We start from the raw sequence: 20360 nt of genomic DNA, 5'->3' as shown, positions 1-20360 counted from the left end.
GGGGCCCGGTGGCCTCCTGGCGGGGGCTCGAATCCCGGCCGTCCTCGCGCGGCGGGAGGTTACCGACCCTCGGGGTGAGCGGAAATCTGTCCCGGCCGGAGTAGACATTGCGGGTCGGCGCGGTTATGGTTTCTCTCGTAGCCAGCAGTCGAGAGTGCCCGGCAGACACGAACTGCCGGGAGCAGTAAATGGTTCGCAGGTCGGCACGGCTGCGGGGTTCTGAAGCCAGAGTTGTGTGCAGTAAGGCAACGGGACCGGTGGCCGGGCCCGGTGGCCCGCAGGTATCAGGGGCCGCCACGAGTGGTGCCCGCTGGCTGAGTTCAGTGGGTGAATGGTGCAGTACCAGCAGTTGCAGGATGCGGTATCCCAGTGAAGGCGCCGGGCTGCGGGCGCGCGTGCTGGGGGTTCGGCCAGCGGAGTCCCAGAACCCGGGCAGGTGCCGGGGGAGGGCCGGCTTCCGGACCGGGCGGTCTTCCAGGCCGCCGCGGCAGTACCAGGCAGTACTGGCGAAGGATGAACGGAGGGGACAGAGCGCCATCAGGATCGCCCGGCCCGTGAGGATTCTTTCCGGGCGGACACCGCAGACCCCAGAGTGTGAAGGACGGTGGTTTCCGGTCACGCATACGCGATCCCGGCACGCCTCATCCCCCGAGGCAGTGCCCACACAAGGAAGCCGGCCCAGGGCCGGTGGATGGTGATATATCCCTTCGGGGCCCCGGAGCCGCAATGGCGCCGGGGCCCCTCCACGTGCTCCCAACCAGCTCGCACAACCCCACCCGAAGCGCATGTGAAAGAGGTGCAGTGGCCACGACCGCCGTCCGACCCCACACCCCAGAGCCCGACTCCCACGCCCGCCCGAGTTCCGGCACCAGTTCCGATTCCTTCCTCGAAGACCAACTCGAGGAAGCCCTACGCCTCAACGAACAACTCCGCCGCTCCCAGCACGACCAGGAGCCCACCGCGGACACCTGACCGGACCGGCGGCCGCCGGAAGCCGACCAGGCTTCCCGCACAGGTGCGGGCGTTCCCGGCGGAACGCCTGCCGGATGCCGCGGCGGGTCCGACCGGAGCGGGGCAGCGGTGTCTCGCGGCTGCGGCGTCGTCCTCCTCGACGGCCGGCCGTCGCCCCGGTGGGCGCCGTGCTCCGGTCGCGTCGGTGCCCACCGGCCGACAGTCGGCGGCGAAGAGCGTGGCGCCGGTGCGGGCGGCCGCACCAAGGCCGGCCGTCCGGGGAGGCGATGTGCCCGCCGCGCCCGGCCGGGGGCGGCAGTCGCCGCCGACCTCGGTGACACGGCTACGTCGGTGGTGGCCGGGGCGAAGCGGTGGTGTGGGAGGCAGGCCAGAGCCGTCGGGCGGAAACTGGAGCGCATGGAACCCCGCTTCCACCAGAGCGATGCCACGGTGCACGCCGACGGTGACATCTACCGCTGCCGAGCGAACCTGCGCAGTTGGGCCGAGGATCCGGCAACCGGCCACCCGCCCGTGAGGACGAGCCAGGAACAGTGGGCCGGGCGCCTGCACTTCGACAGCGACGCCGATGCTGAAACCGTCCTGTACGCCGACGCGCCGCACCTGGTCGTCGACGACACCGAGACCACGTTCACCGTCGACGACCTGGACCGTCCGACCGCGACGCTCACCATCCGCGGCAGCGGCACCCCGCCGTTCTGACCCCCGGAGCGCGCCTGCTCTCGCGTGCGCGCGCAGGCGCCCCTACGCGTTGGACGCGTATCCGTTTGCGAAGTTTGCCCACCAGGCCGGTCGCGCATGTCGGCGCCGCCAGCCCGGCCGGGCGTTGCTCGAACACCTGGGAGGCAGAACAGGCCGTCCGCTTCGGTGGACGTCCCCAGCGCTGGCCGCCGGCCCCGGGAGAACTACGGCAGGTCCGAGTCCGCCTGCCGGGCACCGGGGCGCGGGGTCTTGGTGACGATCTCGTACAGGCCGGGGCCGGCTTTGCGGAACCAGCCGCCGACGGCTTTGGCGAGGCGGGCCCGCTGCACGTCCAGACGGTCCATCGCGACGCCGGGCGGGATGTCCACGTACGCGCGGACCAGGGCGATCTCTTCCGGTGTCAGGTCGGGCTCGGGCACAGCAGCCTCCCCAGGCTCGGCACGTCTGCGGCCAACGTAGCCAGAAAGGACCCTCGCACATCGTGCTCATCTGCGGCGTGTCGTCAGCGCGTGGGCGTTGTCAGGGCAGGGGGAGGTCGGCCCAGACGGTTTTTCCCGCGCCGTTCGCATGGCATCCCCAGGCGGTGGCGAGGTGGTCGATGATGCGCATGCCGCGGCCGTGCGGTTCTTCCGGCCGGACCGCCCGCAGGCGCGGCCTGGCGGGGCTGGTGTCGGTGACGGCGATCCGCAGCAGGCTGGTGCCCGGATCGAAGGACAGTTCCAGGGCGGTGGGGCCGCCGGCGTGGTCGGCGGCGTTGGCGAGGAGCTCGGCGCCCGCCAGCACGATGGCGTCGACGGCCATGGCGTCCGCCTGTGGCCGCCACTCGGCGACGGCCTGCCGGACGAAGACGAGCCCGCGGCGCACGCCGGGTCCCGGCTCGCCGGGCAGAAGATCCAGCCGCAGGTGGCCGCGGGCAGCACTGGTGGAAGGGCACACAACAGTCCCCGCAGGTCTCGAGGAAATGTCGCCGACAGGCGCGTGTGCCCGCTAGGGAACCGTCCTACACCGCCTCCACGGCCTGCCCGTCACCGCCGGGGTGGCACAGCGCCTCGTCGAGGGTCGGATAGGTGGGGAAGACCTGGTCGGTCTGGGTGATCTCCAGGACGCGTACGACGATTGGGCTCGGGGCGGCCAGGACGATCGGAATGCCGTGGGTGAGGCCGGCGCGGCGGGCGATGAGCAGCGCGTTCATGGCGCTGGACGTAAACAGCCGGACGGCGGAAAGCTCGACCACGACTCGGGCCGGTCGCCGGTCGAGTGCCTCCCCCAGCGCCTGCCGAACGCCGGCCCCGTTGTCCCGGTCGAGCTCGCCAGCGAACGAGCACACGATGCTGTCACCGACAGGAACCAGGACGACCCGCAGGTCGGAATCCGACGGGGGCCCGTCGGACAGCGTGAAATGGGCGGGTATAGCCATGATGCGTCTCCCAGCCCACCAGAGGCTCCACCATCACAGCGGGCCGGGGCATCCATGTCCTCGCGGGTGCGGGAGACAGCGCGGCGACAGCCGACGAGCGACGGTGAGCGCCACGGTGACACTCCACCGACACCCCCACCGTACGCCGCCCGCCATCAGCCGGTCAGCCCGACCGCGGCCGCTGCGCCCCGCTACAGACCGTGTGTTTGGGTCGATTCAACAAGTCAGGGGCCCTCAAGGACCTGCAGCGCCTGACAGCCACCCTCACCAGCAACGGCCACGGCCCCGCACCGTTCTGACCCCGCACCGCCCGCGGACCTGGCAGCCGCGCTCGACCGAGAGCCGCAGGCACGCCACTCCTGGGAGCATTCCCACCGTCCGTCCGACGGGCGATCCTGGAGTGGATCTTTTCCGCGCGCCGCCCCTCCACGCGCAAGCAACGCATCGCACGCATAGCGGCCGACGCCGCAGCCGGCCGACGCGCCAACCAGTGGCGTCGGCCCGGCCCCGCCTCGGGTCCCTGATTCGTGCACCCCACCAAAGGCTGGTGCAAACGCAGGCGCCGAAAAGCCTCCGCAAGACCGTGCGCGCGATGAACGGGGCCCCAAGGCCACGAGGGACCGCCCGGAGACCGTGCCCGCCGCCCCGCGCGGCAGCGAGGATCAACCTCCGAACGAGGCCGCGTAGGCCTCGGCCAGGGCATCGGCCATCGCACGGACGGAGTAGCTGCGCCGTACCGTGCTCCGGCCGCGCGCCGCGATCGCAGCCAGGCCGGCGTCGGAGACGTCGCACGCCGATGCCAGCGCCGCGGCGAGTTCGGCTGTCGCCCCGGTGGGAAGCAGGAAGCCGTTCAGCCCGTGCCTCATGTAGTGCGGGACGCCGCCCCGCAGCGGGCCCGCAGCGGCGAGTCCGGCCTCCATGGCTTCGAGGATCGCGAGGCCGAACTCCTCCTTGGCGCTCGGGCACACGTACAGCACCCCGCCCGGCTTCTCGGCCGCGAGCATCCGTTCCAGCACGCGCACCTGCCGGTTCGGCAGGGCCGGCCACAACGCCACCCGGCGACGGGCCTCGGGGTGGGGGGCGAGGACTTTGCCGATGGCGGCCCGCATGTCGCTCTCCACCGGTGTCGGCTCGCCCGGGGAGCCGCCTACCAGAAGGAGCGTCGTCGACCGGTGCAGTCCGGCCTGCAGCCATGCCTCGACCAGCCGGGCCTGCTGTTTGACGGGGTGCAGCCGGCCGACGTTCAGCAGTAGCTGCAATCCGCGGTCGGCCGGGTCGAGGCCGTCCGGTCGGCGGCCGTCGGCGAACAGGCGGGCTGCCATCGCCTGCGCAAGTCCGTCGTCATCCGGTTGCGGCACGAACGGCGGAATCCCTTCCGGCACCTCGACAACACGTCGCGGCAAGGGGCCGGCGAGCTGCGGGAAGTGGGCGGCGAGTTCACGACTTCCCGCGCGCCCCGGGATCCCCACCAGGAGGTCCGCGCGTGCGACCAGGCGGTCCGCGACGAAGATCCGGTGCAGGTCGGCGCGGAGCGTCCCGCCGGCGTCGGCGTCCGGCAGGGCCGGCAAGCCGGCGTGGCGCTCGACCATCGTGCGGTGCGGGTCCGGCGTCACGGTGAAGGCCAACCCGGCCCCGCACCGTCGGGCCGCGTCCGCGACCGCGAGTGACCCGTCGTCGGCGAACCGCACGTGGACCAGGCGCGGTCGGGCTCCTGGCAGTTCCAGCAGGCGAGCCGCCCACCAGGCGAGAGCGGAGCGGTGCTCCGCAATCACTGCCGGATCCAGGGGACCGTCGGCGTCCACGGGGATGCCGACCTGCCAGTGGCCCGGGCCGAGCAGGGACACCAGGCCGACCCGCCCGCCGCGCAGGGCGGCGCGGTCGGCAGTGACCAGGGTGAGGACCCGACCGATCCGGCCGGTGCCGGTGAGCGCCCCACCCAGGGCGGCGAGCAGAACGCCCATCCCGCCGCTCATGCCGACCCCCGGCTCGGCCGGATTCCCCAGCAACATGGACTGTGCCACCACCGGACCCGGTTCCGCGCCGGGCAGGGCCTGCACGGTGTTCCGGAATGCGGCGGCCTGCGGCGCCCGGGGGCAGGCCCGGTGCCAGCACGCCGCGAGCAGCAGGACCTCGTACGCGTCCGATGGGTGAGGTGCGGTCGACGGCAGCACCTCGTACCCACGGGGGATGCCCGCCAGGTAGCGCCACGCCGCGTGCCGCACCCGCCGGTCCGGACGCAGCCAGGGAGCGCATTCGACCGGCCGCAGCGGGCGCAGCCCCGTCGCCTCGGACAGGTCCAGCAGGAAGGCGGCCTCGGCCGCGGGCGGGCCCGACAGGAGCCGCGTCCGCACCTGGGCGGTCGCCGCCTCCGGGTTCGTGGCGGCGTGCCGCGTCCAGACTTCCGTGAGTGCCGTCCCCAGTTCCGGTGAACGGGGCGCCAGCAGAAGGAGATCCGGCCGAGGAGCCGTCCCGGGGCACCGGGCGAGCCCGCGGACCGCCGCGACGGCCAGGTCCACGGCCCACCCGTCGCGGCCAGCGGTCCGCGGCAGGTCCGGGCCAGGCCGTCCGCCACGGCGGTACTCGGCGCCGGCGAGTATGCCGAGAAGGTCCCGCGGCGCGCCGGGCGGAGCATGACCTGCCCAGAAGTGGCGGCGCCACGCCTGCAGTTCGTCGGCCACGCCCGACGCCCGCGCACGTTCCTCCTGCTGCCCGTACCACCCCGGCTGCGACTGCATCCGTTCCTGCCTCCCATGCACGGCGGGTTGCCGGGGGACGGTTCGGTGCGCGGGCCGGCACGGATTGGTCGCGCTCCGTCGCCTGCCGCGCACGGGCCGGCCTGGCATCATCGACGGCAGCCGCGATGCCTGCCGAGGGAGGATCCGTCGTGCACGTAGTCGTCATCAGCCCGCCGTTCGCCTCGCACGCCGCGCCGCTCGCGGTCCTCGGCGCGGCCCTCCACCACCACGGAGCACGCGTCGACCTGGCCTGCACCCGCCCCTTCGCCCCGCTCGCCGCCCAGGCCGGCCTCGGCTTCCTCGACCTGTCGGTCACCCGCAACGCCAACCACGGAATCGCCGAACGGACCCGACAGGACCCCGAAGAGGAAGCCCGCCTGCGCGAGTTCCTCGCCGCCACCGCCGACGGCCCTGCCGCTGCGCTGCTCACCCAGGCCGCGCACCGCCGGGCCGACATGCTCGCCGAACCCGACCGGGTTCTGGCGGACGTCCGGGACCTCCACCAACGGCTGCGGCCCGACTGGTACCTCGTCGACCAGCTCGCCTACTCGGCCACTCTCGCCCTGCACTGCCTCGACCTGCCGTACGCCACGTTCTGCCCCGGTCACCCCACGTACGTCCCGGCCGGCCCCGATGCCTACTTCGGCCTGCCCTACGCGTGGCCGGACACCGTCCGGCCCACGCCCCGAGACCTCGCCCGCCTGACCCGTGCCGTCGCCGAGAACGACCGCGCCTTCACCGCCGCCTTCCACCGGGTCATCGAGCGCCACGCCCCGCATCGGCCCCGCCCCGAACGGGCCTTCGCGCTCACGTCCTCCCGCGCGGTCGTCCACAACTACCCCGACCTGCCGTGGCTGCCCGCCGCACCCGCAGGCACCGCCATCCACTGCGGCCACTGCACACCCGACCCGCCGCCGTTGGACGATCACTGGACCACCGTGGTCGACCGCCTCACCGCCGACGGCCGACCGCTCGTCCTCGTGGCCCTCGGCACCTTCCTGTCCGCCCGCCACGACGTCCTGGCGACGGCGGCGGCCGGGGTGCTCGAACACACCTCGGCCGCGGTGATCGTCGCGGCCGGAGACCGCGTGCGCGAGGTGTCGGCAGCCCTCACCGCTTCCGGCGCGCCGGCCGACCGCCTCCACGTGGCACCGCGCATCCCGCAGCACGCCCTGCTGTCCAAGGCGTCCGCCATGGTTCACCACGCAGGCAACAACTCGTTCACCGAATGCCTCGCGGCGGGCGTGCCAGCCCTCGCCCTGCCCTTTTCCAGCGACCAGTTCGCCATCGCCCACGACCTCGAACGAGCTGCCCTCGGCCTGTGCCTCGACCCGAACACCCTCACGCCGGCCGCCGCCGGCACCGCTGTCGCCCGGCTCCTGGCCGACAACGGAGCAGCGAGCGAAGCGGTGCGCGAGGAACTCCACCTGCGCGGCCCGCGCTGGGCCGCAGCACAACTGATGCACCTCATGGCGTGACACCGCCCCCGGGCCCGCTCCGCCACGCGTGTGCGCGTGGGGCGCTGCAGGGCTCCGAGGCGGCGGCCCCGCGCCGACAGCGGCGGACGGTCATCCATGGCGATCGGCGACGGCTCCCTCGACGGCCGCTTGACCGGCGTCACGGTCCTGCGGATGCCCGTGCAGCCATCGCCATGGATCCGCAGGCGATGACCGGGCCGCCCGTGGTTGCGACTCCCGCCGGCGACCTCGGGCAGCTCGACGGCGTGGAGCCGCGGACCGCAGCCGCCGACGACCTGCACGAACGCCCCGCCACCGACGGCCCGGCCGAAGCCCTACCGCAGGACGGCACCCGCCTACCGAGATGCGCAAACGCTGCGACTGCCGCTGAGACCCCCAGGCGGTGATGCTGGACCCACGACCGCGAACGGGGGTGCTCACCGTGACCGCGCCACTGACCGCCAGCGAACTGCGGGCGCTCCACGAGACGAACAACACCTGCGACTCACCGACCCCAGGCTCGACAGGGTGCTCGGCACGTGGAACACAGCGCGTCGGCTCGCCTGGCACCCCAAGGTGTTGGTCATCATGGTCGGCCTGTCCGCCCTCGCCGCCGCTTGCGCACTCTGGCCGCCGCAGGCACGCACACAGCCGCCGTCCCTGCCGCCGCCGCGACCGCGGTGCTCGCCGCCGTCTTCCTCAGACCGGGCCGACTCAACCGCCCCTGACACGTGCCACCCGCGCGACGCACCACGGCGCGCAGACCTTCTTGAAGCCCGCAAGCTGCGCAAGCACCCGCCCGGTCCCGCACCGGACCTGCAGCGGCCCGAAGCACCCCAGAGCCTGACCTGTGGAGAAGAACCGGCCGTGGAAGCCGCCGACTTGAGAATCCTCGTCGCAGGGGCAACCGGCGCACTCGGGAGTGCAGTGGCCGTACTGGCCGCAGAGCGAGGCGCCCGTGTCGTCCCGGCCGGCCGCGACCCGCACCGACTGGAGCAGGTCGCCTGTCGCCTGGGAAGCCCGGCGATGCTTCGATTCGACGCCTACGACTCGGACGGATGTACCCGCCTCGCTGCCCGGGCGGCCGATCGACTCGGGGGACTCGACGCCGTGCTGGTGACCTCCGGGACCGTCGCCTTCGGCCCCGCAGAGCGGACGTCGGCAGTCATCGAGGAGCACCTGATGGCCGTGAACGCACTGGCACCGATGGCGGTGCTGCGCGGAGCGCTCGCCGTTATCGGCTCGGGCGGTGCCGTCGGAGCGATCACCGCAGCGATCGTCGACCGGCCCGTGAAGGGCATGGCCGCCTACCAGGCCTCCAAGGCTGCCCTGTCGGCGTGGCTCGATGCGGTGCGGACCGAGCAGAGACGAAACCGGATCTCGGTGTTGGACGCGCGCCTGCCGCACATGGACACCGGCCTCGTTGACCGCGCGGTGGCCGGGACCCCACCGCCGACACCACCGGGCGCGGACCTTCCGGCCTGGGTCGCCGCCCTCCTCGAAGGCATGATCTCCGGAGCGTCCGTCCTCATGCCCCACCCCGTCCACGGCGCACCCGCGCTGCGCCGCTGAGGCAGGGGCAGGGCGGGCGTCCGTGAGGAACGATCGGCCGGGGCGGCCGGACGCGATGGAGGCGTCACTGCCTCATTTTGCTTGACAGGTGGGCCCGGTAGGCGTCGCACGTGCTGAGCAGACACCGCTTCGCCGCGGCGCGTTCGGTCTCGTCCAGACCTGCGGAAGCCTGGTGGAGCAGACCCGGCAGAGGGGCCAGTTCGTCCATCATTACGTGCGTGAAGCCGCTGTCGGTGACGTCCAGGACCTGGCGGCGGCCGTCCCGCGGGTGGGGCCGCGGGGCATGTGGCCTTCCGCGACGAGCCGGTTGACCGACCGGGTCCCGGCGGCGCCGGTGATGCCGAGGCGCGGCGAGAGCTCGACCGGGCCGATCGGCTCTCCCGCACTCGTCCTGCCGGCCGGCCGTAGCTTCTGGTGGCCAGGCCGCCCCGGGGCCACCACCGGTGCCCCGTCGAGGACCGAGCACCACCTCGACCGAACAACCTCCGGGCGTGCCTGCACCGGCACGCCCCCGGCCGTGGTCGCGACCGGCTGCCGGCCACAGGTGGGCCGTGCGCCCCGTCGGCAGGATCCGCTGCACTGATCAGTCGAGGGCGCCGTTGATCGTCGCCTGTGGGATGGCGATGTTCGGCACGTGGTAGGCCTCGAGGATCTTCTTGTAGGAGCCGTCGTCCATCAGGGACTGGAGTGCCGCCCGGACGGCCTCCTTGAGACCGGGAACCGACTTCGAGATGCCGATGCCGATGGGCGACGCGCTGGTCGGCCCGACGGCCTCCTTGCCGGTGACGGTGTCGAAGGCGGTGCCGTTGTCGGCCGTGTCGGCGACGAAGGCCGCGGTGACCTCATCGAGGAAGTCGGCGGAGACCTTGCCCGAGCGCAGGGCGAGCTGGGCCTCGGAGTCCTTCGGGAACGCCAGGACGGTGATGGCCGGCTTGCCCTGCTGCCTGCACAGCTCCTGCCGCTGCTCGAGGATCTTCTGGTGGTTGGTGCCGGTCTGGACCGACACGCTCTTGCCGCAGACGTCCGTGACGACCTTGATGCCGTCCGGGTTGCCCTTGCGCACCAGCCACCCGGGACCCGCGTTGACGTAGTCGACGAAGTCGACCGCCTGCTGACGCTCCTTCTTGTCCGTCATCGCCGACATCACGGCGTCGAACTTGCCGGCCTGGACGGCCGGCAGCAGGCCGTCGAACTTCTGGCCGGTGAACTCGAACTTCACGCCCAGCCGGGCGCCGATGGCCTGGCCGAGGTCGTGGTCGATGCCCGTGATCTCCTTGCTGCCCTCGGAGACGTACATCTCGAACGGCGGGTACGGCACGTCGGTGGCGACCCGCACCTTGCCGGCCTTGCGGATCGCCTCGGGGAGCGTGGCGGTGAGCTTCCCGTCCGCCGAGATCGGCACGCCCTTGACCGTCACCGGGGCGGACGGCGCGGCGGCGGCCGAAGCCGCGTCCGAGGACTTGCCGGAGGAGCTGGAACAGGCGCTGAGCGACAGTGCGGAGGAGGCCAGCGCGAGGGTGACGGCCGCGTGGCGGAGCAGGGAGGAGCGGAAGGAGGTCATGGGGCGCCCTCTGTCGAAGGAGGAAGGGGTGGCGCGCCGTCATCGGCGCGAAGCAAAAGTTACATCTATGCGATGAAGTGAGTGAATGTATTGAACGTTACGTTCCGGCAACGGTGCATTCCCGCGAGTGCGGGTAGCGCTCGGCCTGGCATGGGCGGTGACTTCGCCGCCCGCATGCGTTACATATGGACTAGATACGTCCAATCTTGTAACTTGCGATACATTCCTTCGACTCCCGACCCCACCTGGACTCCCTTCATGACCAGCACCAGCGGCCCCGCCTCCTCACCACCTTCCTGCGAAGGCCGCGGATCACTGCGAACCGAGCACGACCTGATCGGCGACCGCGACCTCCCGGCCGACGCCTACATCGGCATCCACACGCTGCGAGCCGTCGAGAACTTCCCGCTCAGCGGCATCCCGCTCTCCGCCCATCCCGAACTTGTGTCCGCGCTCGCCTCCGTCAAGCAGGCCGCCGCCCTCGCGAACCGCGATCTGGGCGTCCTCGACCCGGAACGGGCCGAGGCCATCGCCCGCGCCTGCGAGGAGATCCGGGAAGGCGCCCTCCACGACCACTTCCTCGTCGACGTCCTCCAGGGCGGCGCCGGAACCTCCACCAACATGAACGCCAACGAGGTCATCGCCAACCGCGCGCTGGACCTCCTCGGCGCGGCGCGTGGCGACTACTCTCGCCTCGGCCCCAACGACCACGTCAATCTCGGGCAGAGCACCAACGACGCCTACCCGACGGCCGTGAAGATCGCGCTGTGCACGGCCACCCGCGGACTGAACCTGGCCCAGGAGATCCTGGCGGACGCCCTCGCCGACCGCGCCCACGCGTTCGCCGACGTCGTCAAACTCGGACGCACCCAGCTGCAGGACGCCGTCCCCATGACGCTCGGTCAGGAGTTCGCAGCCTTCTCCCTCGGCGTACGCGACGACACGGCAGCCCTCGAGCACGCTGCCCGCGCCCTGCACGAGATCAACATGGGCGGCACCGCCATCGGCACGGGCCTCAACGCCCATCCCGGCTTCGCCGAGGCGTGCACCGACCACCTCACCCGCATCACCCGCATCCCGCTTCGGCCTGCCCGCGACCTCATCGAGGCCACCCAGGGCGTGGGAGCGTTCATCGAACTCTCCAGCGCCCTCAGGCGGTTCGCGCTTCGCCTGGTCAAGGTGTGCAACGACCTGCGCCTGCTCGCCTCGGGCCCGCAGGCGGGCTTCGCCGAGATCCGGCTCCCCGAACTCCAGGCAGGGTCCAGCATCATGCCGGGGAAGGTGAACCCGGTGATCCCCGAGGCCGTCACCCAGGTCTGCTTCGACGCCATCGGCGCCGACACGACCGTCGCCTTGGCCGCGCAAGCCGGCCAGCTGCAGCTCAACGCCTTCGAGCCGCTGATCGCCCATGCCCTCCTCACCGCCCTGCGACGCATGGCCGCCGCCTGCAGGCTGCTGGCCGAGCGCTGCGTGGTCGGCATCGAGGCCGATGCGGAGCGCACCTACGCCCACGCCAGCGGCTCCGCCGTCCTCGCCACCGCACTGAATCCGGTGATCGGCTACCGCCGGTCCACCGAACTGGCCCGGCGCTGTGTCGTGGAGCGCCGCACGGTGCGCGATCTCGCGGGTGAGGCGCGCGTGCTGCCTTCCGGGCAACTCGACGGCATCCTCGATCCGCGCCGCCTGACCGGGCTGCAGCCCGACTGACGATGCCCGGGAGAGGAGGCCGGGTCCGGAACGGCCCGGGCCGGCGCGCCGCACGGCGCACCGGCCCGGGTTCCGCGTCGGGGTCGCGGAATCTCAGTAGACGTACAGGTGGGTGTTGAGGTTGGCGAAGGACACGGTGGTGCCGCTCTTCCACGCCTGGTAGCCGGTGCCCTTGGTGAGGTCGGCCTCGAAGGTGGGACCGCTCTCGTAGCTGATGCCGTACTGGTAGGTGCTGCGGCCGGCGTTGACGAGTTCCTTGGCCATGTTGACCATCTGGTAGGGGTGGCCGGTGGGGGAGTCGGGCGAGGAGAAGACGTCGCTCCAGCGGCTTCCGACGGTGCCGGTGCTCGGGGCGTGGCCCGGCTTGGTGGAGCTCGTCGTCCAGGTGCCGGGGGTGTAGGTGTCGCCGCTGGTCAGGTAGCTCCACTTGACGTTGTCGATCGACCAGTAGCCGCTGTGGGTGCCGACGGTGGCGGTGCGCAGGTCGAAGACGGAGACGCCGTTGGTGCCGACGACGGCGTCGGTCTCGTTGGCCGATCCGGGGCTGGTCACGACGAGTGCGGTGTCCTCGTCGATGCCGAAGGCGCGGGTGTGGGCGGTGTCGGCGGCCAGGCGGGTGAGGCGTCCCTGGCGGCCGCGGGCGGCGAAGTGGGTGTCGATCAGGCCGGAGGTGAAGAAGTTGAAGCCGCCCTCGGGCCGGTAGGTGAGGTCGTCGGGGTAGCTGCTGCTGATGGTGGTGTAGGAGCCGTAGCGCAGGCCGTCCCAGCTCTCGCCGCCGGTGACCATGTCGCGGCCGTTGGCGATGGTGGTGCCGGCGCTGGTGCCCATGATGGCGGCACCGGCGGTGAACTTGGCGCGGATCGCCGCGAGGGCGGGGGAGTCGGTGTTGTCGCTCTTGAGGAGGGTGGTGACCAGGCGGCTCTGGTCGCCTCCGCCGAAGAAGAAGCCGCTCATCGAGTTGATCTGGTTGATGACGCTCTGGCTGGAGTTGTTGGTGATGTGGTCGAGGTCGATGGGGATCCACTGGGCGTCCGCGGCGCCGTAGGTGTTCTTCAGCAGGTCGACGTAGTAGCTGCCGTTGCAGACCGAGTTGCTGCAGGTGTTGGGGTCGCTCGCGTTGGGGTCGTTGGCGGGGACGTCGGAGGCGGCGGTGATGACGCCGATCCGCGCGCCGCTCCCGCCGGCCTTGGTGAGGAACGTTCCGTAGACCGCGGAGTTGGTGGGGGCGACCGCGCCACCGGCGAGCACCAGGCTGCCGGTGATCGCAGCGGCGTGGGCCGACTGGGCGGGGGAGAGCAGCGCCAGGGCGAGTGCGGCAGCGCCGGCCAGGGAGGCGGTGCGGGCAGCGGGACGTGCGGACACGGACATGCGTGCTCCTAGGCAAGGCCGGACCCGGATTCGTGGGGCGGGGCCGGCGGTGTGGGGGTGTCGCCCCGGACGCGGGGCCGGGGCAGGGGAAGGCCGCCGACGGGGAACGGCGGCGCGCCGATCGACGCTTGGGAACGGAAGATACAGATCCAGCCCTGCAATCGGTAGATGTAACGGCAAGCTGGGCGGAAATCTTGACCACGCGCTGCGGAAACGATGCGGCACGTAGGCGGATGCCGCCCGTTACCTATTCGTATCCCTCGTTACATCTGTTCATTGAAGTGGCATCGATGTAACGTCATGCCTCGCGGCGCGGCCCCATGGGCGCCGCCAAGGTTCCTGAAAGGTAGCGACGTGAACTCCCTCGTCTTCCGCAGACCGGTCCTGCTGGCGGCCATCGCCCTGTGTGGATCCCTCTGCCTGTCCGCCTGCACCGGTGGAAGCGGCGAACCGTCCCCCGCCGCGGCCGCTCCGGTCACGATCGCGGGCGTCACCATCACTCCCGACGCCGCCCTCCGCGCCACGCTGCCGGATGCCGTCAAGAAGGCCGGCAAGGTCCGTGTCGCCACCGACATCCCCTACCCGCCGTTCGAGATGTACGTCTCCGAGGGCAGCAAGGAGATGACCGGCCTCGACTACGACCTCGGCCGGGCCCTCGGTGCCAAGCTCGGTGTCACGTTCGAGTTCCAGGCGCAGAAGTTCGACGGCATCGTCCCCGCGATCCAGGCCGGCAAGTACGACGCCGCGATCTCCGCCATCACCGACAACAAGGAACGCGGCCAGGTCGTCGACTTCGTCGACTACTCCGCCTCCGGCACCGGCATCATGGTCGCCAAGGGGAACCCCCAGAAGATCGTCACCCTCGACGACCTGTGCGGCCGCTCCGTCGCCGTCCAGACCGGCACCAACCAGCAGAAGCTCCTCGAAAAGCACCAGGACAAGTGCCGCGAGCTCGGCAGGAGCGCCATCCACCTCCAGACCTTCCCCAAGGACTCCGACGCCCAGCTCGCCCTGCGCTCCGGCAAGGTCGTCGCCGACGTCCTCACCAAGCCCGCCGCCGGCTGGACCGCGAAGTCCGCCGACGGCGGCGCCACCTTCGAGGTCGTCGACGACCCCGCCGCCCTCGGCGGCTACAACGCCTCACCCAACGGCATCGCCGTCGCCAAGAGCCTGCCGCAGCTCACCGACGCCCTCCAGAAGGCCCTCCAGCAGCTGATCGACGACGGATCCCTCACCAAGATCTACGCCAAGTACGGTGCCGCCTCGATCGCCGTCAAGCAGGCCACCAAGAACGGTGCGGTGGACTGACATGACCGCCACCCGGACCTCCACCCCCATGACCCGCACCGACGGCGCCCCCGTGCACGCCGACGAACTCACCGCCGTCCCCGTACGCCACTGGGGCCGCTGGATCGCCACCGCCGTCGCGCTGCTCTCCCTCGTCGGACTCGTCGGCTCCCTCGCCAAGAACCCCAACCTGCACTGGGACGTCGTCGGCCACTACCTCTTCGCCGACCTCATCTTCGACGGCCTCGTCACCACCCTGTGGCTCACCGCCGCAGCCATGGCCACCGGCCTGGCCCTCGGCACCCTCGTGGCGGTCATGCGACTGTCCGCCAGCCCCGTGCTGTACGGACTCTCCTCACTGTTCGTCTGGCTGTTCCGCGGCACCCCGCTGCTGGTGCAGATCATCTTCTGGGCGTACGCCGCCGCCCTCTACAAGCACGTGATGATCGGCATCCCGTTCACGACGATCACCTTCGTGCAGTTCGACACCAACAGCCTGCTCACCCCGTCGATCGCCGCCCTGCTCGCACTCGGCCTCAACGAGGCGGCCTACGCCTCCGAGATCGTCCGCGCCGGCATCCAGTCCGTCGACCCGGGCCAGACCGAGGCCGCGCACTCCCTCGGCATGAAGCCGGCCCTGACGATGCGCCGCATCGTCCTGCCGCAGGCCATGCGCGTCATCATCCCCCCGATGGGCAACGAGACCATCAACATGCTCAAGACCACCGCCTACGTCTCGGTGATCGCCGCCCACGACCTGATGTCGAACATCCAGGACGTCTACGCCCAGAACTACCAGGTCATCCCGATGCTCGTCGTCGCGGCGCTCTGGTACCTCGCGCTGACCACCGTGCTGTCCGTCCCGCAGGCCTGGCTGGAGCGCCGCTACGGCCGCGGAACCACCCGCATGGCCCAGGTCTCACCCCTGCGCCGCATGTTCGTCGGCGTCGCCGACCTCCTCCCTGCCAACCGCAACCGGAAGGGCTGAACCGATGGCCCAGCCCATGGTGCACGCCGAGGGCGTGCGCAAGCACTACGGGAAGCTCGACGTCCTCAAGGGCATCGACCTCACCGTCGAACGCGGCCAGGTGTGCTGCCTGCTCGGGCCCTCCGGCTCCGGCAAGTCGACGTTCCTGCGCTGCATCAACCACCTGGAGAAGGTCGACGGCGGCCGCCTGACCGTCGACGGCGACCTGGTCGGCTACCGCCAGGCCGGCAACCGCCTGCACGAACTCCGCGAGTCCGAGGTCGCCGACCGCCGCCGCGAGATCGGCATGGTCTTCCAGCGCTTCAACCTCTTCCCGCACATGACCGCCCTCGAGAACGTCATCGAGGCTCCCGTCCGGGTGAACGGCGTCAACAAGAGTGATGCCCGCGCCGAGGCCCAGCGCCTGCTCGACCGGGTCGGCCTCGGCGGCCGCGCCGGCCACTACCCCTCCCAGCTGTCCGGCGGCCAGCAGCAGCGCGTCGCCATCGCCCGCGCGCTCGCCATGAAGCCCAAGCTGATGCTGTTCGACGAGCCGACTTCCGCGCTCGACCCGGAGCTCGTCGGCGACGTGCTCGACGTCATGCGCGACCTCGCCGCGGACGGCATGACGATGGTCGTGGTCACGCACGAGATCGGCTTCGCCCGCGAGGTCGGCGACACCGCGGTGTTCATGGACGACGGCGTGGTCGTCGAGGCCGGCGATCCCCGCACTGTCCTCGTCGACCCGGAGCAGGAACGCACCAAGGCGTTCCTGTCCAAGGTCCTGTGAGCGCCCCCGCCGACCAGGCGCCCACCACGGCTCGTCAGCCGGACGGCGCTGCCGACCTGCTGGCCGCCGCCGAGGCGGCCCTGCCGTCCTACCTCGCCGACCTCGCCGAACTGGTCGCCATCGACTCCGGCTCCTACAGCCCCGTCGGCGTGAACCGCGTCGCGGACTGGGTCGAGCAGCGACTGGACCGCATCGGCTTCACGACCGAGCGCATCCCCGCCCGCCTGCCCGACGGCCGCCCGTGCGGCGACGTCCTGGTCGGCCGTCTCGCCGGCACACTGCCCGCCGCCGACGGCGGGGCCCGGATCGTACTCGTCGGCCACATGGACACCGTCTTCGAGGACGGCACCGCCGCGGCCCGCCCCTTCCGCACGGACGGGGACCTGGCCCACGGCCCCGGCGTCAGCGACGACAAGGGAGGACTGCTCGCCGGCATCACCGCCGTGGACCTCCTGGTCCGGCACGGGCGGACCGCATTCGCCGAACTGGTCCTCCTCGCCACCCCCGACGAGGAGATCGGCTCGCCCGCGAGCCGCCCGATCACCGAACACGTCGCCGCCGGAGCCGACTACGCCCTCGCGCTCGAGTGCGCCCGGGAGAACGGCGACCTGGTCGTCGAACGCAAGGGCGTCGCCGACCTCCTCGTGACGGTCACGGGCCGCGCCGCCCACGCGGGCATCGAACCCGAACGCGGCGCCAACGCGGCCCTCGCCGCCGCCCACCTCGTGGTCGCCCTCCAGGCACTCAACGGCCGCCGGCCCGGTGTCACCCTCAACGTCGGCGTGGTCCGGGCCGGCACCCGGACCAACATCGTCTGCCCCGAGGCCGAACTGCACATCGAGGTCCGCGCCACCACCACCGCCGGGCTGCACACCGCCATCGCCGGGATCCGCGAGACCGCCGCCCGTACCGTCGTCGACGGCACCACCGCCCGGGTCCACCAGGTCGACCTGTGCCCGCCGATGGAGAACACCCCCGCCGCGCAGGCCGTCCTGGCCCTAGCCCGGGAGGCCGCCGCCGAACTCGGCCTGGACATCGACGGGGCCTCCACCGGAGGCGTCGGCGACGCCAACCTCACCTCGGGCCTAGGCATCCCCACCCTGGACGGCCTCGGCCCGATCGGCGGCGCCGACCACACCCCCCAGGAGTGGCTCGACACGGCCAGCGTGCCCACCCGCATCGCACTCCTCGCGGGTCTCGTCGACCGACTGCGCAAGGCCTGACCCCTGGCACACCCGTGCGCGCCGCCGACGGGCGGTGCGCACCCGGCCGTGTCGGCGCCCGATTCGGCGCACCCACCTTTTCGAATCCACCCCCTCACCTGGCGGGAGACCCCGGATGCACCGAACCCCCACCCCACGCGCCAGCCGCGCGGCCCTCGCTCTCGCAGCCGCCATCGTCCTGGCAGCGACCACGGCCCCGGCGGCCTGGGCCCGCACCGGGCCGGACGGCGGAACACTCATCCTCGTCGGCGGAGGCCTGAAGGACGACAACGCCGAGGTCTACGGCGAGATCATCACCAAGGCCGGCGGAGCGGGCCGTGCCCGCATCGGCGTCCTGACCGCCGCATCGGTGCCCGAGAGCCAGGACCCCGACGCGGCCGACCCCGAGCGTTGCTCCAACTCGGTCTGCAACGGCACCTACTACGCCGACCTCTTCAAGCGCCACGGCGCGGCCGACGCCCAGTGGGTCCCCGTCGACATCGAGCACGTCGCGGCCGCCGACTCCGACGCGGTGGTCGCCCAGGTCGAGTCGATGACCGGCTTCTTCTTCGGCGGCGGCGACCAGTACCGCTACATCACCAGCCTGCTCCACGGCGACGCCCACACCGATTCCAAGGTGCTCGCCGCGATCCGCGCCAAACTGGCGGCCGGCGCGGTCGTCGCCGGATCCAGCGCCGGCGCCCAGATCGCCTCCGGCCCCGACATGGTCAGCGGCGGCGACAGCTACCAGGCCCTGCGCGACGGCAGCACCCCCGGCTACTTCGACGACCCCACCCGCCTCGGCTACATCCCCGCCGGCGGCTTCGGCTTCTTCGGCCCCGGTCTGCTGGACACCCACACCGGCACCTACGGCCGCGAAGGCCGCGCCATCCGCCTCGCCTCCGACACCGGCCACGACCGGGTGTTCGCCCTCGACGAGAACACGGCCATCGAGGTCGAGCACGCCGGAGGCCGGGAGGAGTCCCTGCGCGTCCTGGGCACCCACGGCGTGTCCGTCTTCGACCTGCGTCGGGCCCGGACCCGCACCGTCTCGGGCCGCTGGAGCATCGAGGGAGTGCACTACGACTACCTGACCCGCGGCGACCGCTACCGGCCGCGCACCCGGCAGGTCCAGCCGGCCGCCGGCCGGCACACGCTCACGGCCTCCACCGACGCACCCGTCCCGGTCAACCACGACGTCTTCTATTCCGTCGACGACCCCGACGGCGTCCCCTACAGCTTCTCCGGGACCGCCCGGGCGCTCACCACGACCACCGCCCAGCGCACCGCCACGGCCACCACCTACGAGACCGGCCCGGCGTTCGCGATCCGCTTCGAGAAGCGCGGCGACACCCGGGCCTGGACGGACGACGGCACCACCACCGCCTCCCTCGCCGATCTGACCCTCGGCATCGGCCCCACCGACCGCTGACCCACCAGCTCCGCACGGCTGATCCCCGCAGCCTGACGTTTCGCTAGGCTGCGGGGATCACGCACTGCGACCGACCCGATTCCCGACCCGGGAAAGGACCCCGACCATGGCCCCCGTCACGCTCGCCGAAGACATCCGGCAAAGGCTCGGCGAGTGCAGCCCTGCCGAGCGCAAGGTCGGCCGGGTCCTGCTCGCGGGCTGGCCCGCAGCCGGCTTCGAGACCATCGCCACCCTCGCGGAACGGGCGGACGTCAGCGCCCCCACCGTGCTCCGATTCGTCAGCCGGCTCGGCTACCGCGGATTCCCGGACTTCCAGGCCGCGCTGCGGGTCGAGCTGGACGAGCGCCAAGCCTCCCCGCTCACCCTGTACGCCGCGGGGAACTACGGCTCCTCCGCCGAAGCCGGGCAGGGCGGGCCGAGCGGGCCGGCCGGCCTGCTCGCCCGGGGCCGGGAGGTCTTCACCGCCGCGGTCGACCGCACCCTTGCCGAGGTCACCCCCCACGACCTCGAACGGGCCGTCCAGCTCCTCGCCGACCCCAAGCGCCGCATCACCCTCGTCGGCGGCCGATTCAGTCACCTCTTCGCCCAGTACCTGGGCCTCCACCTGATGCAGATGCGCGACGACGTGCGCTTCCTCCCCGACCGGCCGGTCGAGCGCACCGCGCACCTCGCCGCCCTGGGCCGGCGCGACGTCCTCGTGGTCTTCGACTACCGCCGCTACGAGGACGACAAGGTCACCGTGGCCGAACTCGTCCGCGAGGCCGGCGGGCGCGTCGTGCTCTTCACCGACACCTGGCTGTCGCCCGTCAGCACGCAGGCGGAGGTGGTGCTCTCCAGCCAGGTCGGAGCGCCCTCGCCCTACGACAGCCTGGTGCCCACCCTCGCCGTCGTGGAGACGGTGGTGGCCGGCATCATCGGCGAACTGGGCGACGCCGCCCACCAGCACATGCAGCGGGGCGAGCAGACCGCGCGCCGCATCGGCCTGACCTGACTCGGATCCCAAACGGATCCCGCGCGGGTGCGGCCGGCGGGGAGACTGCTCCCTGCCTGCCGCACCCGCGTGGGTGCGGTTCAGCAGACAGGCGTGCCGGAGTACAGATTGGGGTCGGCAACGCCGTTGGTCACGCCGCGGGTGTAGTACCCGCAGGTGGGCCGGTTCTTGAAGGCGTAGGCGGATGGCGAGCGGGTGTGCGG

The 20360-nt window shown here is 72.0% G+C and carries 17 protein-coding genes; 11 read left to right on the top strand and 6 right to left on the bottom strand.

What is annotated here, in order from left to right:
• The first annotated feature begins 1368 nt into the window (after nucleotides 1-1368).
• Entirely contained in the window at nucleotides 1369-1671 is a 303-nt protein-coding gene (locus tag IE98_RS0139265; protein ID WP_030277236.1) for a hypothetical protein, read from the top strand.
• Between the two features lie 203 nt (nucleotides 1672-1874).
• Here the strand turns inward: IE98_RS0139265 and IE98_RS0139260 are convergent, their stop codons facing one another.
• The 3 genes from IE98_RS0139260 to IE98_RS0139250 all read right to left on the bottom strand — a co-directional run bounded on the left by IE98_RS0139260 (nucleotide 1875) and on the right by IE98_RS0139250 (nucleotide 3088).
• Nucleotides 1875-2090, bottom strand: coding sequence for a hypothetical protein (locus tag IE98_RS0139260; RefSeq protein ID WP_030277235.1), 216 nt, complete (start codon nucleotides 2088-2090; stop codon nucleotides 1875-1877).
• 100 nt (nucleotides 2091-2190) lie between these two features.
• Complete coding sequence (locus IE98_RS0139255; protein WP_159401207.1) at nucleotides 2191-2535, bottom strand: ATP-binding protein; 345 nt, start codon at nucleotides 2533-2535, stop codon at nucleotides 2191-2193.
• A gap of 136 nt (nucleotides 2536-2671) precedes the next feature.
• Nucleotides 2672-3088: an STAS domain-containing protein gene (locus tag IE98_RS0139250; protein WP_052391550.1), complete on the bottom strand. Its 417-nt coding sequence runs from the start codon at nucleotides 3086-3088 to the stop codon at nucleotides 2672-2674.
• Nucleotides 3089-3447: 359 nt separating this feature from the next.
• Between IE98_RS0139250 and IE98_RS52750 the strand changes: the two genes are divergently transcribed.
• On the top strand, nucleotides 3448-3612 hold the full coding sequence (locus tag IE98_RS52750; protein ID WP_078661670.1) for a YdeI/OmpD-associated family protein: 165 nt from the start codon (nucleotides 3448-3450) through the stop codon (nucleotides 3610-3612).
• Nucleotides 3613-3750: 138 nt separating this feature from the next.
• On the opposite strand, the gene IE98_RS0139245 is transcribed toward IE98_RS52750, so the two are convergent.
• The gene (locus IE98_RS0139245; protein WP_159401206.1) at nucleotides 3751-5439 is read right to left on the bottom strand and encodes a glycosyltransferase; all 1689 of its coding nucleotides are present in this window, start codon (nucleotides 5437-5439) and stop codon (nucleotides 3751-3753) included.
• Nucleotides 5440-5972: 533 nt separating this feature from the next.
• Here IE98_RS0139245 and IE98_RS0139240 point away from each other — a divergent pair.
• Together IE98_RS0139240 and IE98_RS0139230 are read left to right on the top strand one after the other, a co-directional pair.
• Nucleotides 5973-7301, top strand: coding sequence for a glycosyltransferase (locus IE98_RS0139240; protein ID WP_234443863.1), 1329 nt, complete (start codon nucleotides 5973-5975; stop codon nucleotides 7299-7301).
• Nucleotides 7302-8147: 846 nt separating this feature from the next.
• Nucleotides 8148-8852 (top strand): SDR family NAD(P)-dependent oxidoreductase, encoded by a 705-nt coding sequence (locus IE98_RS0139230; protein ID WP_052391548.1) that lies wholly within the window; start codon nucleotides 8148-8150, stop codon nucleotides 8850-8852.
• Nucleotides 8853-9435: 583 nt separating this feature from the next.
• Here the strand turns inward: IE98_RS0139230 and IE98_RS0139220 are convergent.
• The gene (locus IE98_RS0139220; protein ID WP_030277222.1) at nucleotides 9436-10413 is read right to left on the bottom strand and encodes an ABC transporter substrate-binding protein; all 978 of its coding nucleotides are present in this window, start codon (nucleotides 10411-10413) and stop codon (nucleotides 9436-9438) included.
• 258 nt (nucleotides 10414-10671) lie between these two features.
• On the opposite strand from IE98_RS0139220, the gene IE98_RS0139215 reads away from it, so the two are divergent.
• On the top strand, nucleotides 10672-12120 hold the full coding sequence (locus IE98_RS0139215) for an aspartate ammonia-lyase (RefSeq protein WP_052391547.1): 1449 nt from the start codon (nucleotides 10672-10674) through the stop codon (nucleotides 12118-12120).
• Between the two features lie 93 nt (nucleotides 12121-12213).
• Here the strand turns inward: IE98_RS0139215 and IE98_RS52140 are convergent, their stop codons facing one another.
• A complete protein-coding gene (locus tag IE98_RS52140; protein ID WP_052391546.1) occupies nucleotides 12214-13488 on the bottom strand; it encodes a cyanophycinase in 1275 nt (424 codons plus the stop codon).
• 354 nt (nucleotides 13489-13842) lie between these two features.
• Here IE98_RS52140 and IE98_RS0139205 point away from each other — a divergent pair, with 354 nt between their 5' ends.
• The 6 genes from IE98_RS0139205 (at nucleotide 13843) to IE98_RS0139180 (ending at nucleotide 20157) form a co-directional block, all read left to right on the top strand.
• The gene (locus tag IE98_RS0139205; RefSeq protein WP_030277216.1) at nucleotides 13843-14796 is read left to right on the top strand and encodes an ABC transporter substrate-binding protein; all 954 of its coding nucleotides are present in this window, start codon (nucleotides 13843-13845) and stop codon (nucleotides 14794-14796) included.
• Nucleotide 14797: 1 nt separating this feature from the next.
• Nucleotides 14798-15763 (top strand): amino acid ABC transporter permease, encoded by a 966-nt coding sequence (locus IE98_RS0139200; protein ID WP_052391545.1) that lies wholly within the window; start codon nucleotides 14798-14800, stop codon nucleotides 15761-15763.
• A gap of 4 nt (nucleotides 15764-15767) precedes the next feature.
• Entirely contained in the window at nucleotides 15768-16532 is a 765-nt protein-coding gene (locus IE98_RS0139195; RefSeq protein WP_030277212.1) for an amino acid ABC transporter ATP-binding protein, read from the top strand.
• On the top strand, nucleotides 16529-17755 hold the full coding sequence (locus IE98_RS0139190; RefSeq protein ID WP_052391544.1) for a M20 family metallopeptidase: 1227 nt from the start codon (nucleotides 16529-16531) through the stop codon (nucleotides 17753-17755). Before IE98_RS0139195 ends, IE98_RS0139190 begins: the two co-directional genes overlap by 4 nt.
• A gap of 115 nt (nucleotides 17756-17870) precedes the next feature.
• Nucleotides 17871-19166, top strand: a complete 1296-nt coding sequence (locus tag IE98_RS0139185; RefSeq protein WP_030277208.1) for a cyanophycinase — start codon at nucleotides 17871-17873, stop codon at nucleotides 19164-19166.
• A 106-nt stretch (nucleotides 19167-19272) separates the two neighbouring features.
• On the top strand, nucleotides 19273-20157 hold the full coding sequence (locus IE98_RS0139180) for a MurR/RpiR family transcriptional regulator (RefSeq protein WP_030277207.1): 885 nt from the start codon (nucleotides 19273-19275) through the stop codon (nucleotides 20155-20157).
• Nucleotides 20158-20360: the final 203 nt, after the last annotated feature.

The organism is Streptomyces sp. NRRL B-24484 (assembly GCF_000717715.1).
Taxonomy (GTDB): Bacteria; Actinomycetota; Actinomycetes; order Streptomycetales; family Streptomycetaceae; genus Kitasatospora.
This window is presented reverse-complemented; position numbering and strand designations above follow the sequence as displayed.

Excerpts from the sequence above, each read along its gene's own strand:
- IE98_RS0139265 (WP_030277236.1), top strand. The coding sequence starts at position 1,369 with ATGGAACCCCGCTTCCACCAGAGCGATGCCACGGTGCACGCCGACGGT.
- IE98_RS0139250 (WP_052391550.1), bottom strand. The coding sequence starts at position 3,088 with ATGGCTATACCCGCCCATTTCACGCTGTCCGACGGGCCCCCGTCGGAT.
- IE98_RS0139220 (WP_030277222.1), bottom strand. The coding sequence starts at position 10,413 with ATGACCTCCTTCCGCTCCTCCCTGCTCCGCCACGCGGCCGTCACCCTC.
- IE98_RS0139215 (WP_052391547.1), top strand. The coding sequence starts at position 10,672 with ATGACCAGCACCAGCGGCCCCGCCTCCTCACCACCTTCCTGCGAAGGC.
- IE98_RS52140 (WP_052391546.1), bottom strand. The coding sequence starts at position 13,488 with ATGTCCGTGTCCGCACGTCCCGCTGCCCGCACCGCCTCCCTGGCCGGC.
- IE98_RS0139200 (WP_052391545.1), top strand. The coding sequence starts at position 14,798 with ATGACCGCCACCCGGACCTCCACCCCCATGACCCGCACCGACGGCGCC.
- IE98_RS0139195 (WP_030277212.1), top strand. The coding sequence starts at position 15,768 with ATGGCCCAGCCCATGGTGCACGCCGAGGGCGTGCGCAAGCACTACGGG.
- IE98_RS0139185 (WP_030277208.1), top strand. The coding sequence starts at position 17,871 with ATGCACCGAACCCCCACCCCACGCGCCAGCCGCGCGGCCCTCGCTCTC.
- IE98_RS0139180 (WP_030277207.1), top strand. The coding sequence starts at position 19,273 with ATGGCCCCCGTCACGCTCGCCGAAGACATCCGGCAAAGGCTCGGCGAG.